Source organism: Pseudomonas sp. PDM04 (genome assembly GCF_014851765.1).
Lineage (GTDB): Bacteria > Pseudomonadota > Gammaproteobacteria > Pseudomonadales > Pseudomonadaceae > Aquipseudomonas.
On the sequence record NZ_JACVAI010000001.1, the window covers coordinates 177,837 to 196,054 of the forward strand.

The 18,218-nt window shown below is 63.6% G+C and carries 17 protein-coding genes; 6 read left to right on the forward strand and 11 right to left on the reverse strand.

Features of this window, described 5'->3' with window-relative positions; translation table 11 throughout:
• Window positions 1–11: 11 nt before the first annotated feature.
• The 4 genes from IB249_RS00850 to IB249_RS00865 are packed head-to-tail and all read left to right on the forward strand — an operon-like array spanning window position 12 to window position 4,396.
• Window positions 12–1,154, forward strand: coding sequence for an ABC transporter substrate-binding protein (locus tag IB249_RS00850; RefSeq protein WP_192301651.1), 1,143 nt, complete (start codon window positions 12–14; stop codon window positions 1,152–1,154).
• A gap of 30 nt (window positions 1,155–1,184) precedes the next feature.
• Complete coding sequence (locus IB249_RS00855) at window positions 1,185–2,102, forward strand: ABC transporter permease (RefSeq protein ID WP_192301652.1); 918 nt, start codon at window positions 1,185–1,187, stop codon at window positions 2,100–2,102.
• Window position 2,103: 1 nt separating this feature from the next.
• Window positions 2,104–2,931: an ABC transporter permease gene (locus tag IB249_RS00860; protein WP_192301653.1), complete on the forward strand. Its 828-nt coding sequence runs from the start codon at window positions 2,104–2,106 to the stop codon at window positions 2,929–2,931.
• The gene (locus IB249_RS00865) at window positions 2,924–4,396 is read left to right on the forward strand and encodes an aldehyde dehydrogenase family protein (RefSeq protein WP_192301654.1); all 1,473 of its coding nucleotides are present in this window, start codon (window positions 2,924–2,926) and stop codon (window positions 4,394–4,396) included. The genes IB249_RS00860 and IB249_RS00865 overlap by 8 nt, the downstream gene beginning before the upstream one ends.
• An 84-nt stretch (window positions 4,397–4,480) precedes the next feature.
• Here IB249_RS00865 and IB249_RS00870 read toward each other — a convergent pair whose 3' ends face one another.
• The 11 genes from IB249_RS00870 to IB249_RS00920 all read right to left on the reverse strand — a co-directional run bounded on the left by IB249_RS00870 (window position 4,481) and on the right by IB249_RS00920 (window position 15,483).
• Window positions 4,481–5,959: an aldehyde dehydrogenase family protein gene (locus IB249_RS00870; protein ID WP_192301655.1), complete on the reverse strand. Its 1,479-nt coding sequence runs from the start codon at window positions 5,957–5,959 to the stop codon at window positions 4,481–4,483.
• A complete protein-coding gene (locus IB249_RS00875; RefSeq protein ID WP_225606787.1) occupies window positions 5,952–6,914 on the reverse strand; it encodes an NTP transferase domain-containing protein in 963 nt (320 codons plus the stop codon). The genes IB249_RS00870 and IB249_RS00875 overlap by 8 nt, the downstream gene beginning before the upstream one ends.
• A 24-nt stretch (window positions 6,915–6,938) precedes the next feature.
• Entirely contained in the window at window positions 6,939–8,447 is a 1,509-nt protein-coding gene (locus tag IB249_RS00880) for an aldehyde dehydrogenase family protein (RefSeq protein WP_192301656.1), read from the reverse strand.
• Complete coding sequence (locus tag IB249_RS00885) at window positions 8,434–9,501, reverse strand: aminoglycoside phosphotransferase family protein (protein WP_192301657.1); 1,068 nt, start codon at window positions 9,499–9,501, stop codon at window positions 8,434–8,436. The genes IB249_RS00880 and IB249_RS00885 overlap by 14 nt, the downstream gene beginning before the upstream one ends.
• A 5-nt stretch (window positions 9,502–9,506) precedes the next feature.
• Window positions 9,507–9,851, reverse strand: a complete 345-nt coding sequence (locus IB249_RS00890; protein WP_192301658.1) for a cupin domain-containing protein — start codon at window positions 9,849–9,851, stop codon at window positions 9,507–9,509.
• A gap of 66 nt (window positions 9,852–9,917) precedes the next feature.
• Window positions 9,918–10,286, reverse strand: coding sequence for a cupin domain-containing protein (locus IB249_RS00895; protein ID WP_192301659.1), 369 nt, complete (start codon window positions 10,284–10,286; stop codon window positions 9,918–9,920).
• The gene (locus tag IB249_RS00900; protein WP_192301660.1) at window positions 10,279–11,562 is read right to left on the reverse strand and encodes a nucleotide disphospho-sugar-binding domain-containing protein; all 1,284 of its coding nucleotides are present in this window, start codon (window positions 11,560–11,562) and stop codon (window positions 10,279–10,281) included. Before IB249_RS00900 ends, IB249_RS00895 begins: the two co-directional genes overlap by 8 nt.
• 34 nt (window positions 11,563–11,596) lie before the next feature.
• Window positions 11,597–12,673: an ABC transporter ATP-binding protein gene (locus IB249_RS00905; protein ID WP_192301661.1), complete on the reverse strand. Its 1,077-nt coding sequence runs from the start codon at window positions 12,671–12,673 to the stop codon at window positions 11,597–11,599.
• On the reverse strand, window positions 12,666–13,472 hold the full coding sequence (locus tag IB249_RS00910) for an ABC transporter permease (RefSeq protein ID WP_192301662.1): 807 nt from the start codon (window positions 13,470–13,472) through the stop codon (window positions 12,666–12,668). The genes IB249_RS00905 and IB249_RS00910 overlap by 8 nt, the downstream gene beginning before the upstream one ends.
• Complete coding sequence (locus IB249_RS00915; RefSeq protein ID WP_192301663.1) at window positions 13,469–14,329, reverse strand: ABC transporter permease; 861 nt, start codon at window positions 14,327–14,329, stop codon at window positions 13,469–13,471. The genes IB249_RS00910 and IB249_RS00915 overlap by 4 nt, the downstream gene beginning before the upstream one ends.
• 98 nt (window positions 14,330–14,427) lie before the next feature.
• Window positions 14,428–15,483, reverse strand: coding sequence for a spermidine/putrescine ABC transporter substrate-binding protein (locus tag IB249_RS00920; protein ID WP_192301664.1), 1,056 nt, complete (start codon window positions 15,481–15,483; stop codon window positions 14,428–14,430).
• Between the two features lie 195 nt (window positions 15,484–15,678).
• On the opposite strand from IB249_RS00920, the gene IB249_RS00925 reads away from it, so the two are divergent.
• Window positions 15,679–16,611, forward strand: coding sequence for a GntR family transcriptional regulator (locus tag IB249_RS00925; protein WP_192301665.1), 933 nt, complete (start codon window positions 15,679–15,681; stop codon window positions 16,609–16,611).
• Between the two features lie 95 nt (window positions 16,612–16,706).
• A complete protein-coding gene (locus tag IB249_RS00930; protein WP_192301666.1) occupies window positions 16,707–17,981 on the forward strand; it encodes a nucleotide disphospho-sugar-binding domain-containing protein in 1,275 nt (424 codons plus the stop codon).
• Window positions 17,982–18,218: the final 237 nt, after the last annotated feature.

Sequence of the window (18,218 nt, forward strand, 5' to 3'; positions counted from 1 at the left end):
TGGAGCGTGCTATGGACCAGAAGACGTTTATCAAAAACCTGCGCAGCTGGCAGAACGGCTCGATCAGCCGCCGCGATTTTCTTGGGCGCACCGGCCTGGGGATTGCCGCGGCGGTGGTCGCCACGAACATGCCGGGCCTGCTGACGTCCACCGCCCAGGCGGCCGAGCAGGCCAAGCTGGGAGATCGCCTGTCGCTGGCGACCTGGCCCAATTACCACAGCCAGGACAACCTCGACGCCTTTGGCAAGACCACGGGTGCGCGGGTCTCGATGAGCGTGTTCGGCTCCAACGAGGAAATGCTCGCCAAGTTGCAGGCCGGTGGCAGCGGCTGGGATGTGCTGGTGCCGACCAACTACACCATCAGCACCTACGTCGGCCTGGGCCTGATCGAACCGCTGGACCTGTCGCGCATTCCCAATTTCGACGCCTCGGCGTTTCAGCAGAAATTCATGGCGCAAGGCACGGTGGACGGCAAGGTGTATGCGGTGCCGAAAAACTGGGGCACCACCGGCATGCTCTACGACACCGGAAAATTGAAGAACGGCCCCACCAGCTGGAAAGAATTCTGGGCCGCTGCGCAAGGCCCGGCCAGTGGCCGCACCATGGTTCACGACTATCAGTTGACCGCCATCGGTAACGCCCTGAAAAGCTTCGGCTACAGCTTCAATTCCCTGGACCCGAAAGAACTGGCCGACGCGGAAAAACTGCTGATCGAAGTCAAGCCGCACCTGTTCGCGATCAACTCCGACATTCAGCCGTCGATGCGCAGCGGCGATGCCTGGCTGGCGATGTCCTGGACCGGCGACGCCTCGCAGTTGCACCGCGACAACGCGCAAATGCAGTTCGAGCTGGGCAAGGAAGGTGGCGAACTGTGGAGTGACTTCTTCGCCATCCCCAAAAGCTCGGAGCACAAGGATGCCGCCTATGCGTTCATCAATTACCTGCTCGACCCGCAGCACAACAAGCTTGAAGTGCTGAGTCACGGCTACCCGAGCGGCGACAAGCGCGTCGATGCCCTGCTGCCCGCCGCCATGCTCGACGACCCGATCATGTACCCGGCCGCCGAGGCCTTGAGCCCGCTGGAGTTCGGTGCAGCGGCGACGCTGACCAGCCCGGCACGCGCCGAACTGATGGCGCGCTTCAAGTCCGCCTGAGCCCCGACCATGGCCAACGAGGAGTCACCCATGAATGCTGCCGCCCACCCGCAAACGGTGCAGCCGGCCAGTGCCCTGTCAGTCGAGGCGCGCCAGCGGCGCAGCCTCGGCCGACGGATCACCCTGCTGATGCTGTTGCCGTCGACCCTGTGGTTCCTGCTGCTGTTGTTGATGCCGCTGGTGATCATCCTGGTGTTCAGCTTCGGCGAGCGCAGCGCCGTGGGCGGCTATGCCGGTGGCTTTACCCTGGCCAACTACCTGAACCTCGGCTCCCGCGGCGCGGCCTTCAGCAACACGCTGATGCTCGCGCCGCTGGGCACCCTGGTGTGCCTGCTGGCGGCCTACCCGCTGGCGTACTTCCTGGCGGTCAAGGTCACCCGCAATCGTTCGCTGTTGCTGACGCTGGTGATCGTGCCGTTCTGGACCAGTTTCCTGATCCGCACCTATGCCTGGATCTTCATCCTCAGTGGCAAGGGCATCCCGGCCATGCTCGCCAGCCTGGGCCTCGAGGATGTGCGGTTGATCAACACCCCCTGGGCGGTGCTGATCGGCATCGTCTATGGCTACTTGCCGCTGATGGTGTTCCCGATTTACGTCAGCCTGGAAAAACTCGACAAGCGCCTGCTCGAAGCCTCCGCCGACCTGGGTGCCAGCGCCTTCGAAAGCTTCCGGCGGATCACCCTGCCGCTGTCCGCGCCGGGGATCATCACCGGGGTCATGCTGGTGTTCATCCTGCTGATGGGTGAATTCCTGATCCCGGCGATTCTCGGCGGCGGCAAGGTGTTCTTCGTCGGCAACGCACTGGTCGACCTGTTCCTGCAATCGCGCAACTGGCCGTTCGGCAGTGCGTTGGCGATGACACTGGTGGCGATGATGCTGCTGATCATCGGGGTGTACCTGAAACTGGTGGCGCGCTACGGCGGCCGCCCTGCCGACGGAGGCGTGTGACATGTGGCTGCGCAGCTATTCGACTTCGCTGTACCTGTTTCTCTATGCGCCCATCGCGCTGATCGTGCTGTTCAGCTTCAACGCCGGGCGCAGTGGCCTGGCGTTCGAATGTTGCTCGACGCAATGGTTCGGCCGCGCCTTCGGCAACCCGTTCATCATGGAAGCGCTGGGCAACAGCGCGTTCATCGCCTTCACCTCGGCGCTGATCGCCACGCTGTTCGGCACCCTGGCGGTGTTCGGCTTGCAACGCGCCCATCCCAAAGTGCGCCTGCTGTTCGACGCCCTGACCTACTGCGCGATCATCGTTCCGGGCATTGTCATCGGCATCTCGACGCTGATTGCCTTCATCAGCCTGTTCGACCTGATCAACCCCTTGCTGGCGAGCTGGATACCGGACGTGCCGCGCCTGAACATGGGGTTCTTCACCGTGATCGCCGCGCACTCGCTGTTCACCATGGCGCTGGTGATGGTGATCGTGCGCAGCCGCGTCGACTCACTGGACAAGGCGCTGCTGGAAGCCTCGGCCGACCTTTACGCACCGCCGATGCAAACGTTCTGGCGCGTGACCCTGCCGCAGATCAGTCCGGCGATCATGGCCGGGTTCCTGCTGGCGTTCACCTTCAGTTTCGACGATTTCATCATCGCGTTTTTTGTCGCCGGCTCCGAGACGACCTTGCCGATCTACATCTTTTCTTCGATCCGCCGCGGCGTGACCCCGGAGATCAACGCGGTATCGACCGTCATCATCTGCGCGTCGCTGGCGCTGCTGTTCACTTCCCGTCACCTGCAAAACCGCCGTACCGGCGTCCAGGAGTCTCACCATGCGTGATCAGCTTTACATCAACGGCGAGTGGGTCAGCCCGGACCTGGGCGGTTACCTGGACGTGATCGACCCGGCCACCGGCCAGGCTTTCCATCGGGTAGCGGCGGGCACCGAGGAGGATGTCGATCACGCGGTACGCGCCGCCCGGCGTGCCTTCGACAACGGCTGGAGCCAGACCACCGGGGCCGAGCGTGCGCAGTGGCTGGAGGCGCTGGCCGATGAACTGGAAAACACTCAGCAGGCGCTGGCCGAGCTGGAAGTGCGCGACAACGGCAAACCCTTGCCCGAAGCGCAGTGGGACGTTGGCGATGCGATCGGCTGCTTTCGCTACTACGCCGGGTTGGCCCGCGAGCTGGATCAGCAGCAGGACCAGCCGCTGGCGTTGCCGGACCCGCGTTTTCGCTGCCGCATCCGCCATGAACCGATTGGCGTGGCCGGACAGATTATTCCCTGGAACTACCCGCTGTTGATGGCGGCCTGGAAAGTCGCCCCGGCGCTGGCTGCCGGGGCAACGCTGGTGTTGAAACCCTCGGAGCTGACGCCCCTCACGGCGCTGGAACTGGCGGCGGCCGCTGACCGCATCGGCCTGCCGGCCGGGGTCCTGAACGTGGTCAGCGGCCTGGGTGCCGATGCCGGCGGACCGCTGACCGAGCACCCCGGCGTGGACAAACTGGCCTTCACCGGCAGCGTGCCCACCGGAGCAAAAATCATGTCGGCGGCGGCCCGCGACATCAAGAACATCAGCCTGGAACTGGGTGGCAAGTCGGCGTTCATCGTGTTCGACGACGCCGATGTCGAGGCGGCCGTGGAGTGGATTCTGTTCGGGATTTTCTGGAACCAGGGCCAGGTGTGCAGCGCCACCTCGCGTCTGCTGGTACAGGAAAACATCGCCCCGCGCCTGATCGAACGGCTGGTCGAGGAAACCCGCCGGATCAGCATCGGCCCGGGACTGCAGCCCGGGGTGTTGCTCGGCCCGCTGGTCAGCCAGGGCCAGTACGACAAGGTCCTGGGCTACATCGATCAGGGCCTCGCCAGCGGTGCACGCCTGCTGACCGGTGGCCAACGCCCGGCGCATCTGCCGGAAGGTTATTTCTTGGAGCCGGCGATCTTCGACGAACCCGGGCACAGCAGCATCCTCTGGCGCGAAGAAGTGTTCGGCCCGGTGCTGTGCGTCAAGCGTTTCAAGACCGAGGAGCAAGCGCTGCAAATGGCCAACGCCAGCCGTTTCGGCCTCGCCGCAGCGGTGATGAGTGCCGATCTGCAACGCAGTGCCCGTGTCGCCAATCAGCTGCGCGCCGGGATCGTCTGGGTCAACTGCTCGCAACCGACCTTCGTCGAGGCGCCCTGGGGCGGCATGAAACACAGCGGCATTGGCCGGGAACTCGGCCAATGGGGGCTGCACAATTACCTGGAGGTCAAGCAGGTGACCGAGTACGTCAGTGACCAACCCTGGGGTTGGTACCTGAAATAGTCTGAAAACCCGTTCCCCCAGCAGCGAGCAAGCTCACTCCTGTAGGGGGAACGCGGAGTGTCAACACCCTGGACCCCACAAGCCTCACCCCAGATACCACCCCCAAGCCTCGCCGTCATAGCGGGTGATCTGCTTGGTCTCGAGGTAGTTGTTGTAACCCCACTCGCCCAGCTCACGGCCAATGCCGCTTTGCTTGTAACCGCCCCAGGGCGCTTCGACAAAGGTCGGTTGCGAGCAGTTGACCCAGACGATCCCGGCGCGAAAACGGCGGGCGACCCGTTCGCAGCGAGAGATATCCCGCGACATGACGGCAGCAGCCAAGCCGAACGGCGAGTCGTTGGCCAGGCGAATCGCTTCGGCTTCGCTGTCGAAGGCCCGCAGGCACACCACCGGGCCGAAGATCTCTTCGCGCCACACCGAGCTGTCTTCAGGCACATCGGCAAAAATTGCCGGGGTCAGGTAATAGCCTTTGTCCAGGTGCGCCGGACGTGCCCCGCCGCTGACCAGGTGCGCGCCTTCCTGCTGCCCCAGCGCAATGGCTTCGAGCACCTTGTCCAGTTGGCCCTGGCTGACCAGCGGCCCGAGCTTCACCCCCTCGGTGAAGCCCTGGCCGATCCGGATCTGCTCGGTCGCTTCGATCAAGCGCTGCAGCAGTGCCGGGTACAGCGCACGCTCCACCAGCACCCGCGAAGTGGCCGAACAGACCTGGCCCTGGTTCCAGAAAATCCCGAACAGAATCCACTCCACCGCTGCATCGAGGTCGCTGTCGGCGAAGATCACGAACGGCGATTTGCCCCCCAGTTCCAGGCTGATGTTCTTGATCTCGGCCGCTGCCGCTTGCATGATTTTGCGCCCGGTGGGCACGCTGCCGGTGAAGGCGATCTTGTCGACATCCGGGTGTTCGGCCAGGGGTTTGCCGGCATCGGCACCCAAGCCACTGACCACGTTGAGCACGCCGGCGGGCAACCCGGCCTGATCGGCGATGCGTGCCAGCTCGATGGCGGTCAGCGGCGTCAGTTCCGACGGTTTCAACACCACCGTGCAGCCTGCTGCCAGTGCCGGGGCGACCTTCCATGAGGCCATCAGCATCGGGAAATTCCACGGGATGATGGCGCCAACCACGCCCACGGGTTCCTTGATCACCGAGCAGTTGAAGCGTTCATCGGGCAGGCTGACGGATTGCTCGGCAGCCTGATCCGAACCCTCGGCGAGCGCGGCATAAAAGTCGAAACAGCCGGCGGTGTCGGCGATGTCCCACGCCGCTTCCGGCAGCGGCTTGCCGTTGTCGCGCACTTCGATGGCCGCCAGTTCGTCCTGACGCGCGCGGATGCCGTCAGCGATGCGCCGCAGCACCTGCGCCCGTTGCGTGCCGCTCCAGCGCGGCCAGTCCCCTTCGTCGAACGCCTGGCGCGCGGCGGCCACCGCCCGCTCGACATCCTGGGCGGTGGCCGCCGCCACCAGCGCCAGCACCGACTCATCGCTCGGGTCCAGCGTTTCGAAAACACCGCGCTGCACCGGTTCGACCCACTCGCCGCCGATGTACAGCCGTTGATAATCAGCCATGACACACCTCGTTTTCCGGTTGTTCCAGCCGCACGTTTTCCAGACGACTGAAAGCATCGATTCGTACTCCGCTGCCCACGCTGACCCCAGGCCCGAACACCACGCAGGGCTCGATGCAGACATCGGCGGCCAGCCGCGTATCGGCACTGAAGAATACCGTGTCCGCAGCCACCAGGCTGACGCCCGATTGCATGACGGCCTGGCGTCGGCGTTGCTGGAACAGCTGCTCGGCGGCATGCAACTGCTCACGATCGTTGACCCCGAGCACCTCGGTTTCGTCCACGTCCACCGCCATCACTGGCAGGCCGGCGTCGTTGGCCACGGCCACCGCGTCGGTGAGGTAATACTCGCCCTGGGCGTTCTGCTTGCCAATCCGGTCCAGCAGCCACAGGCAGGTGTCGGCACGCAGCCCCATGACACCGCCGTTGCAGAAGTCGATCTGCAGCTCCTGCGGGCTCGCGTCCCGGGCTTCGCGGATGGCCAGCAGGCGGCCGTCCTCCACCAGGAGGCGACCGTAGGGCCCCGGCTGCCTGGTGTGAAACCCGGCGACCGCCACGGCGGCACCGTCGATCAGCGCCTGGCGCAACTGCAACAGGGTCTGCGCGCTGATCAGCGGCGAATCACCGAACAGCACCAATACACAACCCTGTTCATGGACCTGCAAGGCTGGCCGGGCCGCCAGCAGTGCGTGCGCCGTGCCCAACTGCTCCTGCTGGACAAAGGTGCGCACCGCCGGTGCGGTCTGTTTCAGGTAGTCGGCCACTACTCGACCGCCTGCCCCCAACACCACCGCACAATGTTCGATGGCCGCGTCTTCGACCGCTGCCAGCACATGGCCGAGCAACGGCCGGTTGCCCACCGGGTGCATGACCTTGGGCAGCGTCGAACGCATGCGAGTGCCCTGCCCGGCGGCGAGAATCACCGCCAGGGTCGGCCAGGAAACGTTGTCGCTCATACGAACCTCTCCTGTGGCGACGGCTCAGGCCTGATCGCGATAGAACACGTCGTCGGCATACGGATACCACCAGTCATGGATCTTCGGCTGATGATCGATGATGACCATTTTCGAGCGGCGGAACGCCTCCAGGCCCTGCCGCCCGAGTTCACGCCCAAGACCGGACATCTTCCAGCCGCCGAAGGGCAGCGCGTCGTTGTCGATCAGCGGGTTGTTGACCCAGACCATCCCGGCTTCGAGACGCTCGGCCGCCTCCATCGCTTCGGCCAGGTCGGTGGAGAACAGCGACGCGCCCAGACCGAACGGCGAATCATTGGCCAGGCGCACCGCGTCGTCGAAGTCGCTGACCCGGCAGATTGCCGCAACCGGGCCGAAGCACTCCTCCTGGAGGATTGCCATGTCGGTGGTCACCCCGGTCAGGATGGTCGGCTCGTAGAACCAGCCGACACTGTGTTGCGGCGGCACCCGACCTCCACAGACCAGCGTCGCCCCCTTGGCCACGGCATCGTCCACCAGGCGCATGACTTTGTTGCGCGCCGCCTCGCTGACCATCGGCCCGATTTCCGTGTGTTCCAGGCCATGACCGATGCGCAGGGCGCGGGTGCGTTCAGCGAATCGGGCGACGAATTCGTCATGCACTTCATCGACGACGTAGAAGCGTTCCGCCGAGGTGCAGATCTGTCCGCTGAGGTGGAACGCGGCAGTCACCGCGCCCGCCGCCGCGACCTCCAGAGGCGCATGCCTGGAGATGATCAACGGATCGCTGCCGCCGGCCTCGATCACGCAGGGTTTCATCTGTTCAGCGCAGGCCACCGCCACGGCCTTGCCCGCCGCCACACTGCCGGTAAACGCCACCGCGTGAGTGCCGCTGGACTTCACCAGTGCCTGTGCCGTCGCCGCATCGCCCGGCACGCAAGACACCAGGCCCGGCGCCAAGGCGGTGAAGTGCTGCATGAACTTGAGCGTGCACAGGGTCGTGGCTTCCGCCGGCTTGACGATGCAGGCGTTGCCGGCCGCCAGCGAGGCGGCGACCGTCCAGCACATCAGCAGGATCGGAAAGTTGAACGGCATGATGTGCACGCTGACGCCATAGGGTTCGTAGCGCACGTGCTGGAACGAGCCGATCTGCGTGGTGCCGGCGACCTTGCCGGCATCGTCCCGGGCCATTTCCGCGTAGTAGCGAAAGATCGGCGCGCAGTTGGCCAGCTCGCCCATGGCTTCCGGAAACGGCTTACCCATTTCCAGGGTCATCAGCCGTGCCACTTCGCGGTTGCAGGCAACCTCCTGCTCGATGGCATTGGCCAGTTGATGCAGGAGCGCGGCGCGGCTTTTCGCATCGATCAGCCGCCATTGCCGTTGCGCGGCGGTGGCGGCGTCGACGGCGGCCTGGACGTCGGCTTCGCCGCACAGCCCGACCTGCCCTACCGGTTGCAGGGTGGCGGGGTCCAGCACTTCGCGCACACGCGCCTCGCTCAGCGGCTGGTATTCGCCATTGATGAAGCGCAGTGCGGTATCAGTATTAAAGGTGGCCATGGGCAGATCCTTGAACCAATCGATAAGGGGTTTGGCGCAATGCGTCGAGGGTGGCCGGCGGCAATTCATCGCGCCAGCCGGGCACATGGCCGTTGAGCCACGCGCGCAGCGGCCCGAAGGCCTCGGCGTCCAGTGCGCGAACGAACAAACCCAGGGTGCGCGGCAAGTGCGCCAGGTAACCGTGCTTGCCGTCGCGACCGGCCAGGCGCACGAAAATACCCAGCACCTTGGCGTGGCGCTGGGCGGCCAGGCGCCGGTAGTCCTCGAGAAAACGCGGCGCATCGAGTTCCGGGCGCTGCATCAGGTAATGCGTCAGCATCGCCACGCGCAGTGCCTCGGGCACATCGCGGCGCGCGTCTTCGAGCAATGACATCAGGTCGTAGGCTGCGGCGCCGATCAAGGCGTCCTGGAAGTCCAGCAACCCGCAGGCCGCCACGCCTTCGCGACCTTCCAGCAGCATCAGGTTATCGACGTGGTAGTCCCGCAGCACCAGCGCTTCGCGGCGTTGCGCGACATCGCTGCAGGCCTCGGCGAACAGCAGCAGAAACGCCTCGCGCAGAGCACGCGCGGCGTCCTGGCCGATCAGCAACGGCACGTACCAGTCGATGAACAGCGCACACTCGTCACTCAGTTGCCCGGCGTCATAGGGCGCCAGTGCGGCGGCGGACGGTGCCCGATGCAACGCCACCAGCGCGTCGACCGCCAACCGGTACAACGCGCCTTCCGGGTGCCCCGCCGCCAGCAGCCGGGTGTAAGTGTCGTGACCGAAGTCTTCGATCAGCGCCAGTCCGGCGTCCTCATCCACCTCGATCAAGCCCGGCGCGGAAAGCCCCAGGCTGTGCAAATGCCGGGCGACCCGCACGAACGGGCCGATCGGCTCGCTGAGCGGCGGCGAATCCATCAGCAACAGGCCTTCGCCGCCGAGGCGAAAATAGCGCCGGGTCGAAGCGTCGGCCGGTAACGCCTGCAACGGCGCCCCGGCAAAGCCGGCACGCGCCAGAAAGGCGGCGCGCTGGCCTTCGCGGTCAAGCGCTGGCGTACGTGTCTGAGTCATGGCAATCACCGGATCATGTAGACCTTTTTCACCGTCTCATGAACGGTGCACACGCCTTTCCAGTCCTTGCGGAAAAAGGCTGCGGTGTCGGGCTTGATCTCGATCACTTCGCCGGACTCATGGACGTAGGTGCAGCGGCCTTCCAGGAAGTGGCAGAACTCGTCGCTGGTGACGTGACAGAACCATTTGCCCGGGGTGCAGATCCACACGCCGCACTCGGACTGGCCTTCGGGCCCCTTGTGCAGGACGACGCCGGAGACACGGGATTCGCCTTCCAGCATGGTCGGGATCACGCCCCAGTCCTTGACGTCGGTGATTTGCAGCGGGTTGTACAGGAACGGGGTGGTCATGGTTTTTCTCCAAAAAATCAGGTTGTCTGCAGGCGCGAGCGGGCTCGCACCTGCCGGTATCGAGGTTCAGACCAGCATGTAAACGTTGCGCAGGGTTTGCCTCACGTGGCACTCGCCGGTCCAGCCGGCCGGGAACAGCACCAGGGTATTGGGTTGGATCTCGATCACTTCACCGTTGTCGTGGCGATAGGTGGCATCGCCCTCGAGGAAGTGACACAGCTCGTCACGGGGAATCGACAGGCGCCAGCGCCCCGGCGTGCACACCCAGAGTCCGGTTTCGGGGCTGTTGTTCGGCCCCTTGAACAGCAGGCGGCCGCTGGAGTGCGAAACGCCTTCGACGGCATCGCTCTGCACGCCCCAGTCCACCAGGTCGGTGCGGGTGCTGACGGCTTCGAGGTACGGCGTGATTCCCGCCGTGGTGTTTGCATCAGGCATCGTTGAGTACCTTGTCGAGAATGGCCGCCGCATCGGCGGGGCCCTTGCGTGATTGCATCTGTGCGCTGGTGCGCTGCAGGCGTTGGCGCATCGCCTGATCGTTGAGGCAGGCGGCGAGTTTTTCCGCCAGCTGCGCTTCGCTCCATTCGTAGCGATCGAGTTTGAAACCGTGGCCGCTTTCCTCGGCGCGCATGGCATTGTCGTGACCGTCCCAGACGTAGGACATGACGATCGCCGGCTTACCGAAAAACAGGCATTCGGTAAAACTGTTGTTGCCGCCGTGGTGGATCACCGCATCGACCTGGGCGATCACTGACGGTTGCGGGAACCAGTTGGAGATCTGCACGTTGTCGGGCAGGTCCGGATACTCGTCGAGGTGCTCGCCGACGTTGAACAACGCGCGGTAAGGCAACTGGCCGACAGCGCGAATCAGGCGCTGCAACAGGTCGACGTCGCCGGAACCGAGGCTGCCGAAACTGACGTACAACAGCGGCTTGTCGTTGTTGGCGCGGAACTGGGGAATTTCATAAGTGGTGTCGCTGCGCACGCAGCCCTGCAGGTAGTGGAAACGCTCGGGCGGCAACGGGTGACGGCGTTCGAACTTGACTGCGTCCGGGTACAGCAGCAGGTTCATGTACGGCGAGGCTTCGAAGAACGTCCCCAGCGGGTACGGTTGTTCGCCATGGGCTTGCAGGAACTGGTTGAAGTCTTCGTGGATCGGCCCGACCACTTCTTCGAAGCGCTGGCGGAAACGGGCATGCCCGGCCTTGTCGTCGACGCTCATGCCCGAGAGGTGCGGCGGGATGTCCGGGTCTTCGATCTCGTTTTCCGAACAGGAAATAATCCGCACCCACGGCTTGCCATACTGCTTGATGGCCGGGAACAGGATGACGTTGTCGACGCAGATCAGGTCCGGCTTGACCTTGTCCAGCACCGCCGGCAGATCCTTCTGCGCCCATTTCGCCGTGTCGACGATGGCGGCCCAGCACTCCTTCACGTAGTTGTCGATCTGATCCAGGGGCGATTTGCGAAAATTGGGAATGTGGCCGTTGATGAAGTCGACCCAGTAACGGGCCATTTCCTCGGCGGGCATCGGCGCCGACATGTTGACCATGTGTTCTTCAAAACCGTAGCCGGCATACACGCCGCTCATGCCCGGGTCGGTGAGGAACACCGCCTTGTGGCCGAGGGCTTCGCACGCCTGGGCGATACCGACTGAGTTCAGCGCCGGGCCATAAGCGGCTTCCGGAAAGAAGGCGATCACTTTCTGTTTCATCGAGCGGTTCTCCTGCCTGGTCTTTTTTTATTTGTCAGCGCGTCAACACACGGGCGTGGCGAGCCTGCCAGCCGAGCCGGACGCTCATTCCGATAGCAAAATGGGCAAATTCGAATTGCGAGGACGGCACCCGGACGATCAACGGCTTGTCGCTGAACCCGGTCTGCACGTGCAGGTTGGTGTCGAGGCCGTGATAGGCGATTTCGACGATGTGACCGCTCACCTGGTTGGCACACACCTCCCCTTCACCCAGCACCTGCAGGCGCTCGGGACGCACCACCACGGCCACCGGTTGCCCCGGCACCAGCGGCGCGTCGGTCTCGACGGCCAGTTCCTGGCCATTGACGCGCACGCTGTGTGGCCCGGAGCGCACGCCTTCCAGCAGATTGCTGACGCCGATGAAGTTCGCAACGAAGCGGCTGTTGGGGTTTTCGTACAGCTCGGTGGGGCTGCCGCACTGGCAGACCTTGCCGCCGTCGAGCACCGCCATGCGGTCCGACATCACCAGGGCTTCTTCCTGGTCGTGGGTGACGATGATGAAGGTGATGCCGCTCTCGAGTTGCAGGCGCTTGAGTTCCAGCTGCATCTTTTCCCGCAGCTTTTTGTCCAGTGCACCCAGCGGCTCGTCCAGCAGCAACACCCGCGGACGCTTGACCAGCGCCCGCGCCAGGGCGACGCGCTGGCGCTGGCCGCCGGAAAGCTGATCGGGCTTGCGCTCGGCCAGTTCACCGAGCTGCGCGGTGCTCAGTACTTCATCGACCCGGCGACGGATGTCCGCCTCTGGCAGGCGTTCCATCTCCAGCCCATAGGCAATGTTCTTGCGCACGGTCATGTTGGGAAACAGCGCGTAGGACTGGAACATCAGGTTCAGCGGACGCTTGTTGGCCGGCAGTGGCGAAATGTCCTTGCCGTCCAGGTAGATGCAACCGGCGCTGGGGGTTTCGAAACCGGCGAGCATGCGCAGCAAGGTGGTCTTGCCGCAGCCGGACGGTCCCAGCAGCGCGAAAAATTCGTTCTCGCGGATGTTCAGCGACACCTCGTTGACCGCCAGGCCGTTGCCATAAGACTTGCTGACCTTGTCCAGGATCAGTACCGCAGATGAGTTATTCATGGGTGCGAGGAGCCTTGTTGAGACGCTGCGAAGCCAGCAGCGCGGTGATGCTGACCAGCATCACCAGCGTCGCCAGGGCATTGATTTCCGGGGTGACGCCGAAACGGATCATGGCGTAGATCTGCATCGGCAACGTGGTCGAGGCCTGGCCGGAACCGGAGTTGAAAAACGCGATGATGAATTCGTCCACCGACAGGGTGAACGAGAGCAACCCGCCGGCCAGCACACCGGGGAAAATCGCCGGCAGCAGGACTCGACGAAACGTGGTGAATGCGCTCGCCCCCAGGTCGATCGAGGCCTCGAGGATCGAGTAGTCGAAGTGCTTGAGCCGCGTGCGCACCACCGCGCAGACGAAGGCGATGTTGAACACGGCGTGGCTGATGATGATCGAGTGCAGGCCCAACCCGACCTTGAGCAGGTTGAAGAAACTCAGCAGCGCAATCGCCAGGACGATGTCGGGGATGATCATCGGCGCCATCAGCAACGTGTCCACCACCTGCCCCTTGTCATTGCCCTTGCGGCGCAACTCGATGCCCAGCGCCAGGAACGTACCCAGCACGCAGGCAATGAAGGTCGCCGCCAGCGCCACGATCAGGGTGTTGAGGGCCGCCGACAGGATCGCCGAGTTGTGGGCCAGCGCCACGTACCATTTCAACGACACGCCGCCCCAGGCGGTCGGCAGGCCGGACTTGTTGAACGACAGCAGGATCAGCACCAGGATCGGCACATACAGGAAGGCGTACACCAGCCACAGGTGCGTATTGAGGGCGGTGCCGCTTATGGAACGAGACTGACTCATGCCCGGCCCCCTTCTGCACGGCGGGCCACCAGGGCCTGGACGAACAACAGGATCAGCATGATCGCGATCAGGAAGAAACTCAGTGCCGCGCCGAACGGCCAGTCCCGCGCGGTGAGGAACTGCGAATAGATCAGGTTGCCGACCATCTGCACCTGCTTGCCGCCCAACAGATCGGCAGTGATGAAGTTGCCGATGCTCAGGACGAAGACAAACACCGCGCCGGCCGCGACACCGGGCACGCTCAGCGGCAGGATGATGCGGCGGAAGGTCATCCAGCCCGAGGCCCCGAGGTCTTTCGACGCGTCCCACAGTTCGTTGTTGATGCGCGACAGCGAGGAGAAAATCGCCAGGATCACAAACGGGATGTAGTTGTAGACCAGCCCCAGCACCACCGACGCTTCGGTGTACAGCAGGTTGATCGGATCGCCGCTGTAGCCGAACAGCTGCAGCGTGCGGTTGATCAGGCCTTCGCGATTGAGCAGGACGATCCAGGCATAGGTGCGGATCAGGTAGTTGCTCCAGAACGGCAGCATCACCAGAAACAGGAACACCGCCTGATGACGCCGAGGCGCACGGGCAATGGCGTAGGCGGCCGGGTAGCCGATCAGCACCGCGAACAGCGTCGCCAGCCCGGCGATTTTCGCCGACTTGAGCAAAATACCGAGGTACAGCGGATCGAACGCACGCTGGTAGTTTTCCCAGGTGAACAGCCAGTCGATCCCGCCGTAGGCGCCGCGCTCGACGAAGCTGTAGACCAGCACCAGCACGCACGGCACCACCAGAAAGATCAGCAACCAGCCAAAGCCGGGCGCAAGAAGCCAGGCCGACAGCCGCCTGTCAGCATGCAAAGCACTCATTACCCATATCCTCCCGCCCCGGAACGGAGGCGGCTTGCGAGCGTGGCGAGGCATGCAGGGCATGCCTCGTGATCAATGCGGCCTACGTGATGCGAGGCTCAGTTCTGCGCCGCCATGATTTCGGTGACAGCCCGGGTGTAGGCTTTTTGCGTGGTGCCGCCCAGATCGCGCAATTGCTCCATCTTCAACAGCTCGCTCGGGGCGATCGTGAGGTTGGGATATTGCTTGAGCAGGTCAGCGGACAAACCGGCCATTGCAGCCTGGTTGGGGATTTTGTAGAGGATGTTTTCCGCGACCCAGACGTGGTTTTCCTTGGCGAGCATGAAGTTGATGAACTGCAACGCCTGCTCCTGGTGCTTGGAGCTCTTGAGCACGACCATGGTGTCGACCCACAGGTCGGAACCTTCCTTGGGCACCACGAACTTGATCGCCGCATTGGCCTGGGTGCCGTAATTGCACCAGCCATCCCAGGCGTGCGCCATCAGCGATTCACCGGAAGCGAGCTTGGAGTAGAAGGTGGTGTCGTCGAAGGCGAGGATGCGTTTCTTGGTGGCGATCAACTGGTCGCGGACGGCGGCGATCTGCTTGGGATCGCTGTCGTTGACCGACCAGCCCTTGGCCAGGAACCCGGCGCCGAGCATCCAGCGGTCGGTGGCGAGCATCGTCACCTTGCCCTTGAGCGCATCGCTCGGGTTGAGCAATTCGTTCCAGCTCACCGGTGCCGGCGTGACCTTGTCGGAACGGTAGCAGATCCCGGTCGTGCCCCAGGTGTACGGCACCGAGAAATGGTTGCCCGGGTCATATTCCAGCTGGGTCGCTTCGGGGTAGAGGTTTTTCAGGTTGGGAACTTTGACCGGATCGATATCCGCCAGCAGCCCCTGCTTGTGCAGGACTTCGGCGAACGGAGAAGAGACGAACACCACGTCATAGCCTTCACCGCCAGACGCCATGAGCTTGCCCATGATCTCTTCGTTGGTCGCATGCAACGCCTTGTCGACGTCGACGCCGCTGGCCGCCTTGAACTTGTCCAGCGCCTCCGGGGCCATGTAGCCGTCCCAGATGGAAATCACCATGTCCTTGGCATTGGCGGTTTGTGCAGCGATCGCCAGGGAAACGCTCAATCCCAGACACATAAGGCCTTTCAGCTTTCTCATAATACTCACCCGACGATTGATTTTTTTTGTGTTCGAAGGCAGTACGGCAAACAGAGAAACGATTGCATGTGTTTTTTTTTAGAAATTAGGACCAGCATGGAAAGATGTCAACGCTTTTTTCCGGCCTGACGCTCGAGCGGTGCATGACATAAGATGAGCAACTGAGTCCGAAGCGCCCAAATAGAGATCAGACGCTTGAGCACAACAGTCGAAAAAAAACCTCGCACCAACCACCTGGAACTGGCCCGACGGATTCTGGAGCACACCCAGGAAAGCGGACTGACGGCCGGCGACCCGGTGGCCGAGCAGGCACTGGCGCGCACGTTCCAGGTGTCGCGCACATTGATCCGAGGCGCCCTGAAAGTGCTGCTGGAGGAAAACCTGCTCAGCCATGAAGCCGGCAAGGGCTATCGCCTGCTCGCCGCGCCGGCCGGCCAGGCCTTCAACGCTGCGCTGCCGCAGGCCGAGGAAGAAGAGCTGGCGACCTCGGTGCTGCGCGACCGCATGGCCGGGCGCCTCGGCGACAGCATCAGCATCAGCGAATTGATGCGTCGTTACAGCATCGGCCGACCTGCCGCGCAAAAAGCCCTGCAGCAACTCAGCGAAAGCCAGGCCATCGAGCGCGGACCCGGCCAGTCGTGGCTGTTTCGCCCATCGCTGAACAGTCTGGCCGCCCTTGAGGAAAGCCTCAAATACCGCCTGATCCTCGAGCCCGAAGCGTTGCTCAGCCCTCACTTCAATGCCGACCCGCAACGGCTGGCCCTGCTGCGCAGCGCCATGCAGACCCTGCTCGCCAGCCCGGTCGAGCACTTCGACATCCAGCAGTTTCGCGAGCTGGACATCAGCTTCCACGAGCTGATCGGCCAGAGCTGTGGCAACCGCTTCATCGGCGACGCCCTGCTCCAGCACCAGAGCCTGCGGCGTCTGCCGAACCTGCTGCCGACGGTCAGCGTGCACCGTTTGCAGGAGGCGCTGCGCGAACACCTGCAGATCATTGCGCACATCGAGCGCGGGCAACTGGAAATCGCCGCCGACCTGCTGCGCCTGCACCTGCGCCTGAGCGCCGCCCAGCGGCCGCAAACGGCCAATCGCGGGATTCCGCAGAGCCAATTGTTCGGGCGCCGCTGAACCACGAAAAAAACAGGATGATTTTTTTTATAAAATAAGACAGCATCCAGTCATCTCAGGCACGGCGGGCTTTACCCGCCACGGATTTTTTTGCCATGCACCCACAAAAACTGATCGCCCTGTTTCCGGAAGCCAGTTTCGGCGCGGCGCTGAACTGCATTGGTATCGCCCAGTCACTGCGTGAGCTGGGGGCAAAACCGGTCTTTATCTGCCACGAACATTTCCAGGGCCTGTTCGCCGAATACGGTTTCGACGAATACCCGATACCGCAAGTCAGCCCGCTGTCGGCAGCGGAGCACCAGCACTACTGGGAGCGCTTCATCGAGCGCAACATCCCCTATTTCGACCAGACCCCGCTGGCGCAGATCGACAGCTACGTGGCGCCGGCCTGGGAAGCGATCATCGACACCGCCATCGAGGCGGAAAAACCGCTGCAGCAACTGTTGGGCCGTCTCAAGCCGGACGTCATTGTGCTCGACAACGTGGTCATGTTCCCCGCCATCGCCAACGCGGGATGCCCTTGGGTGCGCATGGTTTCCTGCGCCGAAACCGAACTGCCGGACGCCGCCGTGCCGCCCTACCTGTCGGGATGCCTGGCCAGTGACGGCCAAGGCCGGGAAACCTTCGCCGAGCATTACCGTCGGGCGGTCATGCCGGCCCATGAACGCTTTTCGCAGTTCCTCGCCAGCAACGGCACAGCGCCCTGCCCGCCCGGCCAGTTTCTCGGCGACTCGCCGTGGCTCAACCTGCTGCTGTCGCCGACGCCGGTGCGTTATGCACGGCAACAGCCCCTGGACCCGCAGCGTTATGTGTACCTCGACGGCTGCGTACGGCGTGAGGCGCCCTACATCGTTCCGGACTTTCCCCGGCACAACGACGCGCCGCTGATCTACATCAGCTTCGGCAGCCTCGGGGCCGCCGACACCGGTATGATCAAGCGCCTGATCGGCACCATCGAACACCTGCCCTACCGGTTCCTGATCAACGTCGGAGCCTATCGCGACGAGTACACCACGGTTCCGGACAACGTGTACCTGGACAGCTGGTTTCCACAACCGGCGGTGCTCAAGGAATGCCAGCTGTTCATCCACCACGGCGGCAACAACAGCTTTTGCGAGGCGCTGTACTTCGGCTTGCCGTCGTTGATCATCCCCTACTGCTGGGACGGCCACGACAACGCCGCCCGCGCCGAGGAAGTCGGTGTAGGGCGCTACCTGCCACGGTTTGCCGACCCGTTGGCGGCCTTGCCTGCCGCCCTCGAACAACTGCTGGCCGACCCGTCGATGAAACAACGCCTGGCCTCCTTCAGCCAGACCATGCAGGCCACCCGCGGGACGGATATCGCGGCACGGGCGATCATGGCGCTGTAGCGAAGCCTCAGTGCCCTGGCGATTGAACGTTCCAACCGCTTCGCGAGCAGGCTCGCTCCCACAGGAGGAGCCCACCCAACCACCAGGCCAAGCGTTAGCTCGCCTTGCACTCTCGATCTTGCTTTTGCTTTTGCAGTTGCTTTTGCTTTTGATCCACCCGCCCCTTCGGAAGGCTGAGTGGAGGCATTCATCCGGGGAGTGGGCGCGCAGCGCCGTGCGGCGAAGCCGCACACATCG

Coding starts and splice junctions, on each gene's coding strand:
- IB249_RS00850 (WP_192301651.1), top strand. CDS start 12: ATGGACCAGAAGACGTTTATCAAAAACCTGCGCAGCTGGCAGAACGGC.
- IB249_RS00855 (WP_192301652.1), top strand. CDS start 1,185: ATGAATGCTGCCGCCCACCCGCAAACGGTGCAGCCGGCCAGTGCCCTG.
- IB249_RS00860 (WP_192301653.1), top strand. CDS start 2,104: ATGTGGCTGCGCAGCTATTCGACTTCGCTGTACCTGTTTCTCTATGCG.
- IB249_RS00865 (WP_192301654.1), top strand. CDS start 2,924: ATGCGTGATCAGCTTTACATCAACGGCGAGTGGGTCAGCCCGGACCTG.
- IB249_RS00870 (WP_192301655.1), bottom strand. CDS start 5,959: ATGGCTGATTATCAACGGCTGTACATCGGCGGCGAGTGGGTCGAACCG.
- IB249_RS00875 (WP_225606787.1), bottom strand. CDS start 6,914: ATGAGCGACAACGTTTCCTGGCCGACCCTGGCGGTGATTCTCGCCGCC.
- IB249_RS00880 (WP_192301656.1), bottom strand. CDS start 8,447: ATGGCCACCTTTAATACTGATACCGCACTGCGCTTCATCAATGGCGAA.
- IB249_RS00885 (WP_192301657.1), bottom strand. CDS start 9,501: ATGACTCAGACACGTACGCCAGCGCTTGACCGCGAAGGCCAGCGCGCC.
- IB249_RS00890 (WP_192301658.1), bottom strand. CDS start 9,851: ATGACCACCCCGTTCCTGTACAACCCGCTGCAAATCACCGACGTCAAG.
- IB249_RS00895 (WP_192301659.1), bottom strand. CDS start 10,286: ATGCCTGATGCAAACACCACGGCGGGAATCACGCCGTACCTCGAAGCC.
- IB249_RS00900 (WP_192301660.1), bottom strand. CDS start 11,562: ATGAAACAGAAAGTGATCGCCTTCTTTCCGGAAGCCGCTTATGGCCCG.
- IB249_RS00905 (WP_192301661.1), bottom strand. CDS start 12,673: ATGAATAACTCATCTGCGGTACTGATCCTGGACAAGGTCAGCAAGTCT.
- IB249_RS00910 (WP_192301662.1), bottom strand. CDS start 13,472: ATGAGTCAGTCTCGTTCCATAAGCGGCACCGCCCTCAATACGCACCTG.
- IB249_RS00915 (WP_192301663.1), bottom strand. CDS start 14,329: ATGAGTGCTTTGCATGCTGACAGGCGGCTGTCGGCCTGGCTTCTTGCG.
- IB249_RS00920 (WP_192301664.1), bottom strand. CDS start 15,483: ATGAGAAAGCTGAAAGGCCTTATGTGTCTGGGATTGAGCGTTTCCCTG.
- IB249_RS00930 (WP_192301666.1), top strand. CDS start 16,707: ATGCACCCACAAAAACTGATCGCCCTGTTTCCGGAAGCCAGTTTCGGC.